Origin of the sequence: Serratia sp. NFX21, from assembly GCF_048517035.1 — a bacterium.
GTDB classification, from domain to species: domain Bacteria; phylum Pseudomonadota; class Gammaproteobacteria; order Enterobacterales; family Enterobacteriaceae; genus Serratia; species Serratia quinivorans.
On record NZ_CP183196.1, the window covers coordinates 1,169,440 to 1,185,890 of the forward strand.

Annotated in this window: 14 protein-coding genes; 8 read left to right on the plus strand and 6 right to left on the minus strand. The window is 57.1% G+C overall.

What is annotated here, in order from left to right; genetic code table 11:
- Positions 1–292: 292 nt before the first annotated feature.
- From carA to kefC, 4 genes are all read left to right on the plus strand, one after another.
- Entirely contained in the window at positions 293–1,441 is a 1,149-nt protein-coding gene (carA, locus tag ACNT1W_RS05470) for a glutamine-hydrolyzing carbamoyl-phosphate synthase small subunit (RefSeq protein ID WP_026142192.1), read from the plus strand.
- A 15-nt stretch (positions 1,442–1,456) separates the two neighbouring features.
- On the plus strand, positions 1,457–4,681 hold the full coding sequence (gene carB / locus ACNT1W_RS05475) for a carbamoyl-phosphate synthase large subunit (protein ID WP_012005165.1): 3,225 nt from the start codon (positions 1,457–1,459) through the stop codon (positions 4,679–4,681).
- Between the two features lie 180 nt (positions 4,682–4,861).
- Complete coding sequence (gene kefF, locus ACNT1W_RS05480; RefSeq protein ID WP_259190193.1) at positions 4,862–5,419, plus strand: glutathione-regulated potassium-efflux system oxidoreductase KefF; 558 nt, start codon at positions 4,862–4,864, stop codon at positions 5,417–5,419.
- Complete coding sequence (gene kefC / locus ACNT1W_RS05485) at positions 5,412–7,265, plus strand: glutathione-regulated potassium-efflux system protein KefC (RefSeq protein ID WP_261132010.1); 1,854 nt, start codon at positions 5,412–5,414, stop codon at positions 7,263–7,265. The genes kefF and kefC overlap by 8 nt, the downstream gene beginning before the upstream one ends.
- A 43-nt stretch (positions 7,266–7,308) precedes the next feature.
- On the opposite strand, the gene ACNT1W_RS05490 is transcribed toward kefC, so the two are convergent.
- The gene (locus tag ACNT1W_RS05490; RefSeq protein WP_419246501.1) at positions 7,309–7,923 is read right to left on the minus strand and encodes a LysE family translocator; all 615 of its coding nucleotides are present in this window, start codon (positions 7,921–7,923) and stop codon (positions 7,309–7,311) included.
- 128 nt (positions 7,924–8,051) lie between these two features.
- On the opposite strand from ACNT1W_RS05490, the gene ACNT1W_RS05495 reads away from it, so the two are divergent.
- The 4 genes from ACNT1W_RS05495 (at position 8,052) to ACNT1W_RS05510 (ending at position 12,022) form a co-directional block, all read left to right on the plus strand.
- Positions 8,052–8,852, plus strand: coding sequence for a threonine/serine ThrE exporter family protein (locus ACNT1W_RS05495; RefSeq protein ID WP_012005169.1), 801 nt, complete (start codon positions 8,052–8,054; stop codon positions 8,850–8,852).
- On the plus strand, positions 8,849–9,313 hold the full coding sequence (locus ACNT1W_RS05500) for a threonine/serine exporter (RefSeq protein WP_017891577.1): 465 nt from the start codon (positions 8,849–8,851) through the stop codon (positions 9,311–9,313). Before ACNT1W_RS05495 ends, ACNT1W_RS05500 begins: the two co-directional genes overlap by 4 nt.
- A gap of 143 nt (positions 9,314–9,456) precedes the next feature.
- Positions 9,457–9,939, plus strand: a complete 483-nt coding sequence (folA, locus tag ACNT1W_RS05505) for a type 3 dihydrofolate reductase (protein WP_012005171.1) — start codon at positions 9,457–9,459, stop codon at positions 9,937–9,939.
- Between the two features lie 193 nt (positions 9,940–10,132).
- Positions 10,133–12,022 (plus strand): PhoX family protein, encoded by a 1,890-nt coding sequence (locus ACNT1W_RS05510; protein ID WP_012005172.1) that lies wholly within the window; start codon positions 10,133–10,135, stop codon positions 12,020–12,022.
- A gap of 39 nt (positions 12,023–12,061) precedes the next feature.
- Here the strand turns inward: ACNT1W_RS05510 and apaH are convergent, their stop codons facing one another.
- From apaH to surA, 5 genes are read right to left on the minus strand one after another with little or no spacing between them, the layout of a single operon-like run.
- Positions 12,062–12,913 carry a bis(5'-nucleosyl)-tetraphosphatase (symmetrical) ApaH gene (apaH, locus tag ACNT1W_RS05515; RefSeq protein WP_012005173.1) on the minus strand — a complete coding sequence of 284 codons (852 nt, stop codon included), beginning with the start codon at positions 12,911–12,913 and terminating at the stop codon, positions 12,062–12,064.
- 2 nt (positions 12,914–12,915) lie between these two features.
- Entirely contained in the window at positions 12,916–13,293 is a 378-nt protein-coding gene (gene apaG / locus ACNT1W_RS05520) for a Co2+/Mg2+ efflux protein ApaG (RefSeq protein WP_012005174.1), read from the minus strand.
- 12 nt (positions 13,294–13,305) lie between these two features.
- Entirely contained in the window at positions 13,306–14,124 is an 819-nt protein-coding gene (gene rsmA, locus ACNT1W_RS05525; protein ID WP_012005175.1) for a 16S rRNA (adenine(1518)-N(6)/adenine(1519)-N(6))-dimethyltransferase RsmA, read from the minus strand.
- Positions 14,117–15,109, minus strand: coding sequence for a 4-hydroxythreonine-4-phosphate dehydrogenase PdxA (gene pdxA / locus ACNT1W_RS05530; protein ID WP_017891579.1), 993 nt, complete (start codon positions 15,107–15,109; stop codon positions 14,117–14,119). Before pdxA ends, rsmA begins: the two co-directional genes overlap by 8 nt.
- Complete coding sequence (gene surA / locus ACNT1W_RS05535; protein ID WP_012005177.1) at positions 15,096–16,394, minus strand: peptidylprolyl isomerase SurA; 1,299 nt, start codon at positions 16,392–16,394, stop codon at positions 15,096–15,098. Before surA ends, pdxA begins: the two co-directional genes overlap by 14 nt.
- Between the last annotated feature and the right edge of the window lie 57 nt (positions 16,395–16,451).

The following is a 16,451-nucleotide window of genomic DNA, read 5'->3' on the forward strand; positions in this document are numbered from 1 at the left end:
GTTTTTTTCCCTGGATTTGGCCTTCATCATCGCGCTTTTTTGTCATTCGTCCCCGCAACCGTTTACCAACCCGAGTTTAGCGGTGTTTTTATGGCTGCTAACCCTATTAAACGTCGAGAAGTGCAAAAATAAGAGAAAAAATGGCGCTTTGGGTAGACAAGCGGAGCTCTCATCATTAGAATGCGCCCAATTTGCCAAAAATTGACCTTGAGGGCGGTTTTTGCATTGATTTAGATCGCGATATCTGAATTAATATGCAAATATTGTGATTGATTATTCCTTGGAGGGTGTTTTGATTAAGTCAGCGCTATTGGTTCTCGAAGACGGAACCCAATTCCACGGTCGGGCCATCGGGGCAGAGGGTACGGCAGTAGGAGAAGTGGTCTTCAATACGTCGATGACCGGTTATCAAGAAATCCTCACTGATCCTTCCTACTCCCGCCAGATCGTTACTCTTACTTATCCTCATATCGGCAATGTCGGCACCAATGCTGCTGACGAAGAATCCTCCGCAGTACACGCCCAAGGCCTCGTCATTCGCGACCTCCCACTGATTGCCAGCAACTACCGCAACGAAGAAGGCCTGTCTGACTACCTGAAGCGTCATAACATCGTGGCGATCGCCGATATTGATACCCGCAAGCTGACCCGTCTGCTGCGTGAGAAGGGTGCACAGAACGGTTGCATCATTGCTGCCGATACCCCGGATGCAGCCCTGGCCTTGGCCAAGGCCAAAGGTTTCCCGGGCCTGAAAGGCATGGATCTGGCGAAAGAAGTGACCACCCAGGAAGCTTACAGCTGGCAGCAAGGCAGCTGGACGCTGGAAGGCGAACTGCCGGAAGCCAAAGCGGCCTCCGAACTGCCGTTCCACGTGGTGGCTTACGATTTCGGCGCCAAGCGCAACATCCTGCGCATGCTGGTGGATCGCGGCTGCCGCCTGACGGTAGTGCCGGCACAGACCCCGGCAGATGAAGTGTTGAAGATGGATCCGGACGGCATTTTCCTGTCCAACGGCCCGGGTGACCCGGAGCCTTGTGATTACGCCATCACCGCCATCAAGCAGTTCCTGGAAACCGACATTCCGGTGTTTGGCATCTGCCTCGGCCACCAGTTGCTGGCACTGGCCAGCGGCGCGAAAACCGTGAAGATGAAGCTCGGCCACCACGGCGGCAACCACCCGGTAAAAGACCTGGATAAGGACTGCGTCATGATCACCGCGCAGAACCATGGTTTTGCCGTGGACGAAAATAACCTGCCGGCGGAACTGCGCGTAACGCACAAATCCTTGTTTGACCATACGGTGCAGGGCATTCACCGCACCGACAAGGCGGCGTTCAGCTTCCAGGGCCACCCTGAAGCCAGCCCGGGCCCACACGATGCCGCGCCGCTGTTCGATCACTTTATCGAACTGATCGAGACTTACCGTTCTAACGCCAAATAATCAGGAGCAGTAAAAATGCCAAAACGTACAGACATAAAAAGCATCCTGATCCTCGGCGCTGGCCCGATTGTTATCGGCCAGGCGTGTGAGTTCGACTACTCGGGTGCTCAGGCGTGTAAAGCGCTGCGCGAAGAGGGTTACCGCGTTATTTTGGTGAACTCCAACCCGGCCACTATCATGACTGACCCGGAAATGGCCGATGCGACCTACATCGAGCCGATTCACTGGAAAGTAGTACGCAAAATCATCGAAAAAGAGCGCCCGGATGCCGTGCTGCCGACCATGGGCGGCCAGACCGCACTGAACTGTGCGCTGGAGCTGGAACGTCAGGGCGTGCTGGCCGAATTTGGCGTGACCATGATTGGCGCCACCGCTGACGCGATCGATAAAGCCGAAGACCGTCGCCGTTTCGACGTGGCGATGAAAAAAATCGGCCTGGACACCGCGCGCTCCGGTATCGCGCACAATATGGAAGAAGCGCTGGCGGTTGCCGCTGACGTTGGCTTCCCGTGCATCATCCGTCCTTCCTTTACCATGGGCGGCAGCGGCGGCGGCATCGCTTATAACCGCGAAGAGTTCGAAGAGATCTGCGAACGCGGCCTGGACTTGTCACCGACCAAAGAGCTGCTGATTGACGAGTCGCTGATTGGCTGGAAAGAGTACGAGATGGAGGTGGTGCGCGATAAAAATGATAACTGCATCATCGTCTGCTCGATTGAAAACTTCGACGCCATGGGCATCCATACCGGTGACTCTATCACCGTGGCCCCGGCGCAGACGCTGACCGACAAAGAATACCAAATCATGCGTAACGCCTCGATGGCGGTGCTGCGTGAAATCGGCGTGGAAACCGGCGGCTCCAACGTGCAGTTCTCGGTTAACCCGAAAACCGGCCGCCTGATCGTTATTGAAATGAACCCGCGCGTGTCCCGCTCTTCGGCGCTGGCATCGAAAGCAACCGGCTTCCCGATTGCCAAAATCGCCGCCAAACTGGCGGTGGGCTATACCCTCGACGAACTGATGAACGACATCACCGGTGGCCGTACGCCGGCCTCGTTTGAACCGTCCATCGACTACGTGGTAACCAAAATTCCTCGTTTCAACTTCGAGAAATTTGCCGGCGCCAACGACCGTCTGACCACCCAAATGAAATCCGTCGGCGAAGTGATGGCGATTGGCCGCACCCAGCAAGAGTCGCTGCAAAAAGCGCTGCGCGGCCTGGAAGTGGGCGCCACCGGTTTTGACCCTAAAGTGAGCCTGGACGACCCGGAAGCGCTGACCAAAATTCGCCGCGAGCTGAAAGATGCCGGTTCTGACCGCATTTGGTACATCGCCGATGCCTTCCGCGCCGGTCTGTCGGTGGACGGCGTTTTCAACCTGACCAACGTTGACCGCTGGTTCCTGGTGCAGATTGAAGAGCTGGTGCGCCTGGAAGAGCAGGTGGCCGAAACCGGCATCAACGGTTTAACGCAAGAATTCCTGCGCACCCTGAAGCGTAAAGGCTTCGCCGATGCGCGTCTGGCTACCCTGGCCGGCGTTGCCGAAAGCGAAATCCGCAAGCTGCGCCACGGTTATGGGCTGCACCCGGTGTACAAGCGTGTGGATACCTGCGCGGCGGAATTCGCCACCGACACCGCTTACATGTACTCCACCTATGAAGAAGAGTGCGAGTCTAATCCGACCAATGACCGTCCGAAAATCATGGTGTTGGGCGGTGGTCCGAACCGTATCGGCCAGGGCATCGAGTTCGACTACTGCTGCGTACACGCCTCGCTGGCGCTGCGCGAAGACGGTTACGAGACCATTATGGTCAACTGTAACCCGGAAACCGTGTCTACCGACTACGACACTTCCGACCGTCTGTACTTCGAGCCGGTCACGCTGGAAGACGTGCTGGAAATCGTGCGTATCGAGAAGCCGAAAGGCGTGATCGTGCAGTACGGTGGCCAGACCCCGCTGAAGCTGGCGCGTGAGCTGGAAGCCGCAGGCGTGCCGATTATCGGTACCAGCCCGGATGCGATTGACCGTGCGGAAGACCGCGAGCGTTTCCAACAGGCGGTACAGCGTCTTGGCCTGAAACAGCCGGCCAACGCCACCGTCGCCACCATAGAACAGGCGGTAGAGAAAGCGGCCGGTATCGGTTACCCGCTGGTGGTTCGTCCTTCCTACGTACTGGGCGGCCGCGCGATGGAAATCGTCTACGACGACATCGACCTGCGCCGTTACTTCCAGAACGCGGTCAGCGTCTCTAACGACGCGCCAGTGCTGCTGGACCGCTTCCTGGATGACGCGGTAGAAGTCGACGTCGATGCGATTTGCGACGGCGAGCGGGTGCTGATTGGCGGCATCATGGAACACATCGAACAGGCGGGCGTGCATTCCGGTGACTCCGCTTGCTCACTGCCGGCCTACACCCTGAGCAAAGAGATCCAGGACGTGATGCGTCAGCAGGTTGAGAAACTGGCGTTCGAGCTGCAGGTTCGTGGTCTGATGAACGTGCAGTTTGCGGTGAAGAACAACGAAGTCTACCTGATTGAAGTCAACCCACGTGCCGCGCGTACCGTGCCATTCGTCTCCAAGGCGACCGGCGTCCAGTTGGCCAAGGTGGCGGCACGCGTGATGGCAGGCAAAACGCTGGCCGAGCAGGGCGTAACGGAAGAAGTTATCCCGCCTTACTACTCGGTGAAAGAAGTGGTGTTGCCGTTCAATAAGTTCCCGGGCGTCGACCCGATTTTAGGGCCGGAAATGCGCTCTACCGGGGAAGTGATGGGCGTTGGCCGCACCTTCGCGGAAGCCTTCTCCAAGGCGATGCTCGGCAGCCAGTCAGGCATGAAGAAACAGGGCCGTGCACTGCTGTCGGTACGTGAAGGCGATAAAGCCCGGGTGGTGGATCTGGCGGCAAGCCTGCTGAAACAGGGCTTTGAACTGGATGCGACCCACGGGACCGCCGTGGTGCTGGGCGAAGCGGGGATTAACCCGCGCCTGGTCAACAAGGTGCATGAAGGCCGTCCGCACATTCAGGACCGTATCAAGAATGGCGAGTACACCTACATCGTTAACACCACGGCCGGTCGTCAGGCGATTGAGGACTCCAAGCTGATTCGCCGTAGTGCGCTGCAGTACAAGGTGCATTACGACACTACCCTGAACGGCGGCTTCGCCACCGCGATGGCGCTGAAGGCTGACCCGACCGAACAGGTCACTTCGGTGCAGGAGATGCACGCACGCATCGGTAAGTAATCTCTCCAGGCCGTAACATCGGGGCGCTGCAGTTCAATGCAGCGCCCTTTTTTTATCTCCTTCAGCCAATTTGTTGTCTCGCGTTAAAAATTTCCGCTATCAATCATTCAGCAAACTGTCACTCTGTGTGATTGGTATATGCTTGATATATTGGCAAGGAACGAAGGAACGACGACAACCATGATCCTGATAATTTACGCCCATCCTTATCCCCGGCATTCTCATGCCAACCACCGCCTGTTACAGGCGGTCAAGGATCTTCCCGAGGTGGAAGTCCGTTCGCTGTATGAGCTGTATCCCGATTTCAATATCGATATCAACGCCGAACAGCAAGCGCTGGAGCGTGCCGACCTGGTGGTGCTGCAGCATCCGATGCAGTGGTACAGCCAACCGCCGTTGCTGAAACTGTGGATCGACAAAGTGCTGGAGCACGGTTGGGCCTACGGCCATGAAGGCGATGCCCTGGTAGGCAAAGATCTGCTGTGGGCGGTAACCAGCGGTGGCGATGAGCACCATTTCGAACTGGGCGATTACCCAAATTTTGCCGCTCTGGGGCAGCCGCTGCAGGCTACGGCGCTGTATTGCGGGATGAACTGGCAGCCCTATTTTGCCGTTCATAACACCTTTACCTGCAATGAACCGGCGCTGATTGCCGCCGGAGAAGCCTACCGGCGGCGGCTGGTGGATTACCTGATGGAACACAGTGAACCGGCGGAGCAGGGAGTAGAACATGGATAATCACCATATGATGATTGAGGGGCTGATCTATCTGGGATCGGCCGCGCTGTTCGTGCCGATAGCGGTGCGGCTGGGGTTGGGCTCGGTACTGGGTTATCTGATCGCCGGCTGCATTATTGGCCCCTGGGGGCTGAAACTGGTCTCTGATGCCGAGTCGATCCTCACCTTTGCCGAGATTGGCGTGGTGCTGATGCTGTTTATCATCGGGCTGGAGCTGGATCCGAAACGGCTGTGGACACTGCGTGCTTCGGTGTTTGGCGGCGGTATTATCCAGATGGCGGCCTGCGGGTTGGCGCTGAGTGCCTTTTGCTATTTCCTCGGGCTGGACTGGAAGGTGGCACTGCTGATTGGCCTGACGCTGGCGTTGTCCTCTACGGCGATAGCCATGCAGGCAATGAGTGAACGTAACCTGACGCCGTCACCGATTGGTCGCAGCGCGTTTGCGGCCCTGTTATTCCAGGATATTGCGGCGATCCCGCTAGTGGCGATGATCCCATTGCTGGCCAGCAGCGGCGCCGTCACCACGTTAGCGACCTTCGCCCTGTCGGCGGCCAAGGTCGTCGGCGCGTTGGTGATTGTGGTGCTGCTCGGCCGCTATGTGACCCGGCCACTGCTGCACTTTGTCGCCCGCTCCGGCATGCGCGAAGTCTTTAGCGCCGTGGCGCTGTTCCTGGTGTTTGGCTTTGGCATCCTGTTGGAAATGGCCGGGCTGTCGATGGCGATGGGCGCCTTCCTTGCCGGGGTGATGCTGGCGAGCTCCGAATACCGTCATGCATTGGAAAGTGATATTCAGCCGTTCAAAGGCCTGCTGCTCGGGCTGTTCTTTATCGGTGTTGGCATGTCGATCGACTTCGGCACCCTGTTCCATCATCCGCTGTTGATTGCCTCGCTGCTGTTGGGCTTTATGCTGATCAAAGCGGCGCTGTTGTGGTTGATTGCTCCCTGGCTTGGCGTACCGAAACGCCAGCGCGGCATGTTCGCCATTTTATTAGGTCAGGGCAGTGAGTTTGCCTTCGTGATCTTCGGGGCCGCACAGCTGGCCGGGGTGTTGCCGCCGGAGTGGGCCAAATCGCTGACGCTGGCGGTGGCCTTGTCGATGGCGGTGACGCCGCTGTTGCTGGTGCTGGCTGCAAGGATTGAGAAAAACGCGCCGAAAGATGAACGTCCGGCGGATGAAATCGATGATGAGAATGCCAGTGTGATCATTGCCGGATTTGGTCGTTTTGGCCAGATCGCCGGCCGTTTGCTGTTGGCCAATGGTGTCCATACCGTGGTACTGGATCACGATCCGGACCATATTGAAACGCTGCGTAAGTTCGATACCAAGGTGTTTTATGGTGATGCCACCCGCGCCGATCTGCTGGAGGCCGCAGGCGCCGAGCACGCCAAGGTACTGATCAATGCTATCGATGATGTGGAGGCCAATTTGCAATTGACCGAACTGGCCAAGCGGCATTTCCCACACCTGAAGGTGGTGGCGCGCGCACGCGATGTTGACCATTGGTATCAGTTGCGCCAGTTAGGGGTGGAAAGTCCGGAGCGTGAAACCTTTGAAAGCTCGTTGCGCATTGGTCGCGAAACGCTGGAACTTTTGGGGTTGGATGCTTACGAGGCACGTGAAAAAGCGGATACCTTCCGGCGCTACAACCTGAAAATGCTCGAGGAAACGCTGGAGAATTATCAGGATACCGAATTCCGTCTCGCGGGTCTGCAACGGGCCAAAGAGATGCTAAGTGCGGCTATCGAGCAGGATCAGAATCGGTTGGCACGGGTACAGCAGAGTGGCTGGCGTGGCAGTATTGACGGCAAGGCACCAGAGGATGAGGTAGTGGAAGCCAAGGGGTAAACCCGATGGGCGCAGCACGGTGCTGCGCCCCATTCTGGAAGAGTTAGCTCAGTGCGACTTTGATGCCCAGGGCAATCAACATCCCGCCCAGCAATTTATCAACTATCTTCTGGGTCTTTTCCAGCCCGCGACGCACCGGACCACTTTGGATCAGGAACACCAGCACCGGCCACCACAGGACGGACAGGCCAAGGATAATCCCCGCATACCACAGTTTTTCACCCAACCCGGAGTCGATCTGCAATACCTGAGTGAATACCGCCAGGAAGAACAGCGTGGCCTTCGGATTGAGCAGATTACACAGATAGCCCTGCACAAAGGCACTTTTCAGACTCACCTGCTGCTGTGGCACATTACTAACGTTCATTTTACTGCCGCCGTGTGACAACAGCGCCTGAATGCCAATCCAGACCAGATAGACCGCACCGGCGTATTTCAGCACGTTGAACAGCCATGGGGTGGTGGTGATCACTACCGCCAATCCGGCAACGCAGTAAGACATATGGGTCGCGACGCCGCAGATCACGCCGAAAGCGGTCATCATGGCGGCCAGGCGCGGGTAGCGGGCGGCATTCTTGATCACCATGAAAAAATCCGGGCCGGGCGACAGCATACCCAGGGTAGCAATACCGGCAACGAACAGCGAAGTTTCAAGCATGATTTGACTCTCTGCACAAAAGGCCTAATTGCGCTGATAATAACGCCACTTCCCCTGATACGCATCAACCCAATGAGGTAATGTGTAGCACTATGATGAATATTCACTCACGGACGTGACGGAGCATAATGCATCAGGCAACCCCGACAGAAACGCCGGAGCTGAACCGGCAACAGCGTGAAATCACTCGTCTGTGTATTCAATGTGCCTTGCTGTTGTTACAGCACGGCGCCGAAAGCACGGTGGTGGAGCAGTTATCGACCCGTTTGGGGCTGGCGCTGGGGATGGACAGCGTGGAAAGCTCTATCTCGGCCAATGCGGTGGTGCTGACGACAATCAGTCACGGCGAATGCCTGACGACGACGCGCAAGAACGTCGATCGCGGCATCAATATGCAGATGGTGACCGAGGTACAGCATATCGTTATTTTGGCGGAACACCGGCTGGCGGACGCGCACGACGTGGCCCGACGCTTCGAGAAAATTCGCCCGCTGCGCTATCCGCGCTGGCTGGTGGTGCTGATGGTGGCACTGTCCTGTGGCTGCTTTAGCGTGTTGAACGGCGGCGATCAGAAGGCGTTCGCCGTGACCTTTATCGCCAGTGGTCTGGCGATGAGCGTGCGCCAAATGCTGACCGCGCGCCACATGAATCCACTGATCAACTTTTGCCTGACGGCGTTTGTCGCCACCTCGGTTTCCGGCCTGTTGCTGCGGCTGCCGATGTTCAGCGAAACCTCCACCGTAGCGATGGCTGCCAGCGTGCTGTTGCTGGTGCCGGGCTTTCCGCTGATTAACGCGGTTGCGGACATGTTCAAAGGCCACATCAATACCGGGCTGGCGCGTTGGGCGATGGCCAGCCTGCTGACGCTGGCGACCTGCATTGGCGTGGTGATGGCAATGTCGCTGTGGGATCTGCGGGGGTGGTCATGAATCTGCTTTGGGCTTTGCTGCAGGACATGCTGCTGGCGGCGGTACCGGCGCTGGGTTTTGCCATGGTATTCAACGTACCGGTACGCGCGCTGCGTTATTGTGCGCTGCTTGGCGCAGTAGGCCACGGCTCACGCATGCTGATGATGCACGCAGGAATGAACATCGAATGGGCCACGTTTTTGGCGGCGATTTTGATCGGCATGATCGGCATTTACTGGTCGCGCTGGCTGCTGGCACACCCGAAGGTGTTTACCGTGGCGGCAGTGATCCCGATGTTCCCGGGCATTTCGGCCTATACCGCGATGATCTCGGTGGTGGAAATTTCGCATTTGGGTTACAGCGAGGCGCTGATGGCCACCCTGATGAGCAACCTCCTCAAGGCCTGTTTTATCGTCGGCGCGTTATCGATCGGGCTGTCGTTACCCGGGTTGTGGCTGTACCGGAAACGCCCTGGCGTTTAAGCGTGACCAAGCCGGTAAAATTGATTATTAGATATACTGATAAGAGCTATCTTATATATTCATATTGCTTGATTAGCCTATCGACGGCAGTTGGGGCTTTACGTATAGTGTGAGCAATTTTGCTGCCTACACAGGGTTTAACAATGATTATCAGCCTGATCGCTGCCTTGGCGGCGGATCGCGTTATTGGCATGGAAAACGCCATGCCGTGGCACCTGCCGGCGGACTTAGCGTGGTTTAAACGTAACACGCTGAATAAACCGGTGATTATGGGCCGTAAAACTTTCGAGTCGATTGGTCGTCCATTGCCGGGCCGCCATAACATCGTGTTAAGCAGCCGCGCCGGCACCGATGCCGGGGTGACCTGGGCCACGTCTATCGACGAAGCGCTGGCCGCTGCCGGGGATGTGGAAGAAGTGATGGTGATCGGCGGTGGGCGTATTTACAGCCAATTCCTGGCGCGCGCCAATCGCATGTATCTGACGCATATCGATGCCGAAGTCGGTGGCGACGCCCATTTCCCTGACTATGAGCCGGATGAATGGGAAACGTCGTTCAGCGAATTCCACGATGCTGACGAAGTGAATTCTCACAGCTATTGCTTCGAGATTTTAGAACACCGTTAATTCCCGGGCGTTAGTTGTATCTTCCTGAGGGCGCAAGAGATTGCGCCCTTTGTCGTTTCTGCGGCAAACCTCCGCCGACTTCTGATTGTAACATTTTCGTCACACTTCCTGATTAGTATGAAGCCCAACTCTGAGCGCCCGGCAACTCTGGTGAATCTTGACTGCGGCGCCATTTAAAAAAGGAAGCAATGCAATGACGAGCAAAATTGAGCCATTAGATGCCGACCGCCTGACCGACCCCACCCGTCGTAAACTGCTGCTGGGCAGCGCCGGAGCCGTAGGCCTGGCCGGTTTCCTCGGCGGCGGCATCTGGACGGTTTCCGCCGAAGCACTGGCCGAGGATTTACCGCCGAACAAGCTGCTGGGTTTCAAAGGCATTGCGGCCTCCACCGCCGATGAGGTGGTGATTGCACCGGGGTACCGTGCCGAGGTGCTGATCTCCTGGGGTGAGCCGTTGGTAGAGGGCGCTGCCGCTTTTGACCCGCAGGGTAACAACAGTGCCGCCGACCAGGAAAAGCAGTTCGGCGACAACAACGATGGTATGAGCTTCTTCCCGATTGATGATAATCACGGCGTGATGGCCATCAACAATGAATATGTTAACGAGCAGTATCTGTTTGCCCATGGCGGCAGCAAAGCCACCAGTCTGGAAGATGTGCGTAAATCGCAGGCCGCGCACGGTGTTTCTATCGTGGCGGTGAAGCGCGCCGGTGACAGCCAGCGTTGGGAAGTAGAGCGTCCGTCGCGCTATAACCGTCGTATTACGGCCAACACCGAGATGCAGTTCAGCGGCCCGGCCGCCGGTCATGCATTGCTGCAAACGGCAGCCGATCCGACCGGGCGCAAGGTCCTGGGCACCTTCGGCAACTGTGCCAACGGTAAAACGCCTTGGGGGACTTATCTGACCTGCGAAGAGAACTTCGATACCTATTTCGGCACCCATCAGGCCGACTATAAGACCACGGCGGATCAAAAGCGCTATACGCTAAAAGTCAGCGAACCGGAGCGCAATTGGCCGGATTACGACGAGCGTTTTGACGTGGCGAAGAATCCGAATGAATTTAACCGCCATGGCTGGATCGTCGAAATCGACCCGATGAATCCAACTTCGACGCCAATCAAACATACGGCGCTGGGCCGCTTCAAACATGAAAATGCCGCGGTAACCGTTGCCAAGGATGGTCGCCTGGTGGTTTACATGGGTGACGATGAGCGCGGTGAGCACATTTACAAGTATGTTTCCAAAGGCGTGGTGGACGTGGCTAACCCGGCCAATAACCGTAGTTTGCTGGACGAAGGCACGCTGTATGTGGCGCAGTTTGACGGTGATGCCGGCGGTACGCCGTTGAAAGGCACCGGCCGCTGGATTGCCCTGGAGTTCGGCAAAAATGGCCTGACGCCGGAAAACGGTTTCCGTGATGAGGCCGAAGTGCTGATCTTCGCCCGCAAGGCCGCGGCACAGGTGGGCGCCACCAAAATGGACCGTCCGGAATGGATCGCGGTCAACCCGCATGATGGTCGTGCCTACTGCACACTGACCAACAACAGCAAGCGCGGCGAAGAAGGCATGCCATTGAACGCGGCTAACCCGCGCCCGAACAATGTCTATGGCCAGATTATCCGTTGGGATGAGGGCGGCGATGCTACGGCGGCGTCATTCACCTGGGATATTTATGCGCTGTGCGGCAACCCGATTGCGCATCCGGAAGGGGTGAACCGCGGTACGCCAAATATCACGGCAGACAATACCTTTAACAGCCCGGACGGGTTGGGCTTTGATAAGTCCGGTCGCCTGTGGATCCTCACCGACGGTAAATACAGTAACAAGGGCGATTATGCCGGGCAGGGGAACAACCAGATGCTGGTGGGCGATCCACTCAGTGGCGAAATCCGCCGCTTCATGGTCGGGCCAAAGTCGTGCGAGCTGACCGGGATTACCTTCACGCCGGATTACAAGACGATGTTCGTCAACGTTCAGCATCCGGGGGAAGAAGGAGACTCTCATTTCCCGAACAATAGCCCGCGTCCGCGCTCGTCAGTATTGATGATTACGCGTGAAGACGGTGGAGTGATTGGGGCTTAAGAAGAAAACAGCGGGGCGGCATTGACCGCCCCGGCTTGATTATGACGCGGCCTGTTGGTGCACGCCGTCCAGCAAATCCCGGCGATTGGCAGGTTGGGTAAAGTACTGTTGGTCTTCCCAGCGCAGCATGGTCAGATCGCCTCCCCAGCAGCAGCCGGTATCGAGGCCAATAACGCCTGCCGGTGTACCTCTGCCTTCCAGTGATGCCCAGTGACCAAAGATAATGGTGTAATCGGCATCGACCAATCGTGGCAATTCAAACCAGGGTTTGAGCGGCGCAGGCGCGGTGCCTGGCGCATCTTTGCAGATCATGTCGAGCTGGCCATTCGGGAAGCAGTAACGCATGCGCGTCAGGGCATTGGTGCTGAAACGCAAGCGCGCCAGCCCACTCAGTTCCGGGCTCCAGTTGTTCGGCATATCGCCGTACATGGCATCGAGGAACAGTGGGTAGCTGTCGCTGCTCAGCACCGCTTCCACTTCACGGGCGCACAGTTGCGCGGTTTCAATGTCCCACTGCGGTGTGATACCGGCATGCGCCATCACCAGTTTGAGTTGTTCATCTACCTGCAATACCGGTTGGCGGCGCAGCCAGTTGATCAATTCGTCGGCGTCCGGGGCTTCCAACAGCGGGGTGATGCGGTCTTTGGGCTTGTTGCGGCTGATACCGGCGTAGACCGCCAGCAGGTGCAGGTCGTGGTTGCCCAACACCATGCGTACCGCAGGGCCGAGTGAACGCACGTAGCGCAATACATCCAGTGAACCGGGGCCGCGGGCGACCAGATCGCCGGTCAGCCACAGCTGGTCTTGCTGAGGATCGAAAGCCACCTGGGCCAATAGCGATTTCAGTTCATCAAAACAGCCATGAACGTCGCCGATAAGATATGTCGACATAATTAGTGAATCAGCGTTGGGATAGCTAAGCGGAACACCGGAATAGCGGTCTGGAACGGCTGACCCTGATGATCAACCATTTCGTAATGGCCTTCCATGGTACCCAATGGCGTTTCAAGGATCGCGCCGCTGGTGTATTGGAATTCTCCACCGGGCGGGATAAGCGGCTGTTCGCCGACGACGCCTTCGCCCTGAACTTCGGTCTGACGGCCATTGCTGTTGGTGATCAGCCAGTAGCGGCCCAGCAGTTGCACATTGAAACGCCCCAGGTTGCGGATGGTGATGGTATAAGCGAAGACGTAACGTTCTTCCTCAGGTATCGACTGTGATTCCACATAGACACTTTGTACCTGAATACATACGCGGGGCGAATCAATCATGACCACTACTCCTTATTGCTGCGGCGCGGGATTGGCTGAAAGCCAGTTGGCCAGCTTACAGTATTGCGCCACAGAAATATTCTCTGCTCTCAGTATCGGATCGATACCCAACTCCGTCAGTTGCTCTGGGGTGAACAGGTCGCCCAGGCTGTTACGGACGGTTTTCCGGCGTTGGTTGAACGCCTGAGTGGTGATACGGCTCAGCATCCGCACGTCGCCTACCGGGTTCGGGTTCACCAGGTGTGGCACCAGACGCACCACGGCGGAATCCACTTTCGGTGCCGGGGTGAAGGAGGTCGGTGGCACTTCCAGCACCGGAATAACGTTGCAGTAGTACTGCGCCATTACGGTCAAACGCCCGTAGGCCTTGCTGTTCGGGCCGGCAACCAGGCGGTTAACCACTTCTTTCTGCAACATAAAGTGCATGTCGCGAATGGCCTGAGTATAGCTGAAAAGGTGGAACATCAGCGGCGTCGAAATGTTATACGGCAGGTTACCAAACACGCGCAGCGGCTGGCCAGCCTGTTCGGCCATTTCGGCAAAGTTCACCGTCATGGCATCTTGCTGGTGAATGGTCAGTTTGTCTTTCAGCTGTGGGTGATTTGCCAGGCGGGCCGCCAAATCGCGGTCCAGCTCAATCACCGTCATGCGATCCATGCGTGCGCCGACCGGTTCGGTCAGTGCGCCCAGGCCGGGACCGATTTCAACCACCGCTTCACCCGGCATCGGGTGAATGGCGGAGACAATGCTGTCGATGACAAACTGATCGGTTAAAAAGTTCTGTCCAAAGCGTTTGCGGGCAAAGTGCCCTTGGTGGACTTTATTATTCATTACAATTAATTATCATTTTAATGGCGAGATTCAAGGCCGTTTTAAAACTGCCTGCATCGGCGGTGCCGGTGCCGGCCAGTTCCAAAGCGGTACCGTGGTCGACCGAGGTACGGATAAAAGGCAAACCGAGGGTAATATTTACCGCCCGGCCGAACCCTTGGTATTTTAGCACCGGTAGACCCTGATCGTGATACATCGCCAGCACCGCATCGGCATGTTGCAGATACTTGGGCTGGAACAGGGTGTCTGCCGGCAGTGGGCCGATCAGAGTGATACCTTCAGCACGCAGCGCGTCGAGCGCCGGGATGATGGTATCTATCTCTTCACGTCCCATATGGCCGCCTTCCCCGGCATGCGGGTTCAAGCCACAGACGTAGATCTGCGGTTGGGCGAGGCCAAATTTGGTTTTCAGGTCGTGGTCGAGAATGCGGATGACTTCATGCAGGCTTTGCCGGGTGATAGCGCCAGGCACCGCCAGTAAGGGCAGGTGGGTGGTCGCCAGCGCCACGCGCAGCTCTTCGGTCGCCAACATCATCACCACGCGATCGCAACCGCTGCGATCGGCAAAGAATTCGGTATGGCCAATGAACGGCACGCCGGCGTCGTTGATGACGCCCTTGTTCACAGGGCCGGTGATCAGCGCGGCGAATTCACCGTTCAGACAACCGTCGCAGGCACGCGCCAAAGTTTCTACCACGTAGGCACTGTTACCTACGTTCAACTCACCCGCTACTACCGGATGAGCGGTAGCGACCGGCAACACCGTCAAGGTACCCGCCCGCTGCGGCTGAGCAGGTTGCTGTGGCTGATAGGTGCGCAGTTGCAGCGGCAGGTCTAACTGCCGGGCGCGTTCAAGCAACAAGGCCGGATCCGCGCACACCACCAGTTCAACAGGCCAATCCTGTTGCGCCAGCGCTGCCACCAAATCCGGCCCAACCCCGGCAGGCTCGCCGGGGGTGATTACGATGCGATTATTGTTGTGCATTACCGTCAAGGATCTTCACGTAAGCCTGAGCACGTTGTTCCTGCATCCAGGTCTGCGCTTCTTCAGCAAACTTGCGGTTGAACAGCATGCGGTAAGCGCGATCTTTCTGCGCCGCATCAGTTTTGTCTACCTGACGCGTATCCAGCAACTGAATCAGGTGCCAGCCGAAGGAAGAGTGCACCGGTTGGCTGACTTCGCCTTTACTCAGCTTCATCAACGCGTCGCGGAAGGCCGGATCGTAGATGTCTGGAGAAGCCCAGCCCAGATCGCCGCCCTGCAATGCAGAACCTGGATCCTGAGAAAGCTGTTTGGCTTCGTCAGCAAACTTGGCGCGACCGCTCTTGATGGCTTCGGCCACCTCTTGCAACTTGGCACGTGCCTGATCGTCAGTCAGCACCACAGAAGGTTTCAGCAGAATGTGACGAGCGTGAACCTCGGTAACAGATACCGACTGGTTGGCACCACGGATATCATTCACTTTCAGGATGTGGAAGCCGACGCCGGAGCGGATTGGCCCAACCACATCGCCTTTTTTGGCGTTAACCAGTCTTTCGGCGAACAGGGTCGGGATCTCCTGCAGTTTGCCCCAGCCCATGTTGCCGCCTTTCAGCGCCTGGGAGTCGGCAGAGTAGGAGATTGCCAGCTTGCCGAAGTCGGCGCCGCCGTTGATTTCACCCATCAGTTTTTTAGCCAGCGCTTCCGCGTCATCTACCTGCGCCTGCGACGGGTTTTCCGGCAGCGGGATCAGGATGTGGCTGATGTTCATTTCGGTATCGCTACCGTTTTGAGCGCCAACCTGAGCGGCCAGTGAGTCCACTTCCTGCGGCAGGATAGTGACGCGGCGGCGCACTTCATTGTTACGCACCTCAGAAATCAGCATTTCCTTGCGGATCTGCGAACGGTAGGTGTTGTAGTTCAGGCCTTCGTACGCCAGACGGCTGCGCATCTGATCGATGCTCATTTTGTTCTGTGCGGCGATGTTGCCGATGGCTTTGTCCAGATCGGCGTCAGAAACGTTGATCCCCATTTTCTTGGCCATCTGCAGCTGGATGTTATCCATAATCAGACGCTCAAGGATCTGGTGACGAAGCGTTTTGTCATCCGGCAATTGCTGGCCGGCCTGCTGTGCATTGAGTTTTACCGACTGCAACAGGGTGCTTACGTCGCTCTCAAGGACCACGCCGTTATCCACGACGGCGGCGACTTTATCCACTTCTTGGGGTGCTGCGAACGCGGTATTGGCACAAACCACCAATCCGAGAATAAGCGTTCTCCAGTTCTTCATACATTTCCCATTATGTAATCCGCAAATGCGGGTTAAAGTTCTCGTTTTCAAAGTGTT

What these genes read in the sequence shown, in the direction of transcription:
- carB (WP_012005165.1), top strand. Translation starts at nt 1,457, where the DNA reads ATGCCAAAACGTACAGACATAAAAAGCATCCTGATCCTCGGCGCTGGC.
- kefF (WP_259190193.1), top strand. Translation starts at nt 4,862, where the DNA reads ATGATCCTGATAATTTACGCCCATCCTTATCCCCGGCATTCTCATGCC.
- kefC (WP_261132010.1), top strand. Translation starts at nt 5,412, where the DNA reads ATGGATAATCACCATATGATGATTGAGGGGCTGATCTATCTGGGATCG.
- ACNT1W_RS05490 (WP_419246501.1), bottom strand. Translation starts at nt 7,923, where the DNA reads ATGCTTGAAACTTCGCTGTTCGTTGCCGGTATTGCTACCCTGGGTATG.
- ACNT1W_RS05495 (WP_012005169.1), top strand. Translation starts at nt 8,052, where the DNA reads ATGCATCAGGCAACCCCGACAGAAACGCCGGAGCTGAACCGGCAACAG.
- ACNT1W_RS05500 (WP_017891577.1), top strand. Translation starts at nt 8,849, where the DNA reads ATGAATCTGCTTTGGGCTTTGCTGCAGGACATGCTGCTGGCGGCGGTA.
- folA (WP_012005171.1), top strand. Translation starts at nt 9,457, where the DNA reads ATGATTATCAGCCTGATCGCTGCCTTGGCGGCGGATCGCGTTATTGGC.
- ACNT1W_RS05510 (WP_012005172.1), top strand. Translation starts at nt 10,133, where the DNA reads ATGACGAGCAAAATTGAGCCATTAGATGCCGACCGCCTGACCGACCCC.
- apaH (WP_012005173.1), bottom strand. Translation starts at nt 12,913, where the DNA reads ATGTCGACATATCTTATCGGCGACGTTCATGGCTGTTTTGATGAACTG.
- apaG (WP_012005174.1), bottom strand. Translation starts at nt 13,293, where the DNA reads ATGATTGATTCGCCCCGCGTATGTATTCAGGTACAAAGTGTCTATGTG.
- rsmA (WP_012005175.1), bottom strand. Translation starts at nt 14,124, where the DNA reads ATGAATAATAAAGTCCACCAAGGGCACTTTGCCCGCAAACGCTTTGGA.
- pdxA (WP_017891579.1), bottom strand. Translation starts at nt 15,109, where the DNA reads ATGCACAACAATAATCGCATCGTAATCACCCCCGGCGAGCCTGCCGGG.
- surA (WP_012005177.1), bottom strand. Translation starts at nt 16,394, where the DNA reads ATGAAGAACTGGAGAACGCTTATTCTCGGATTGGTGGTTTGTGCCAAT.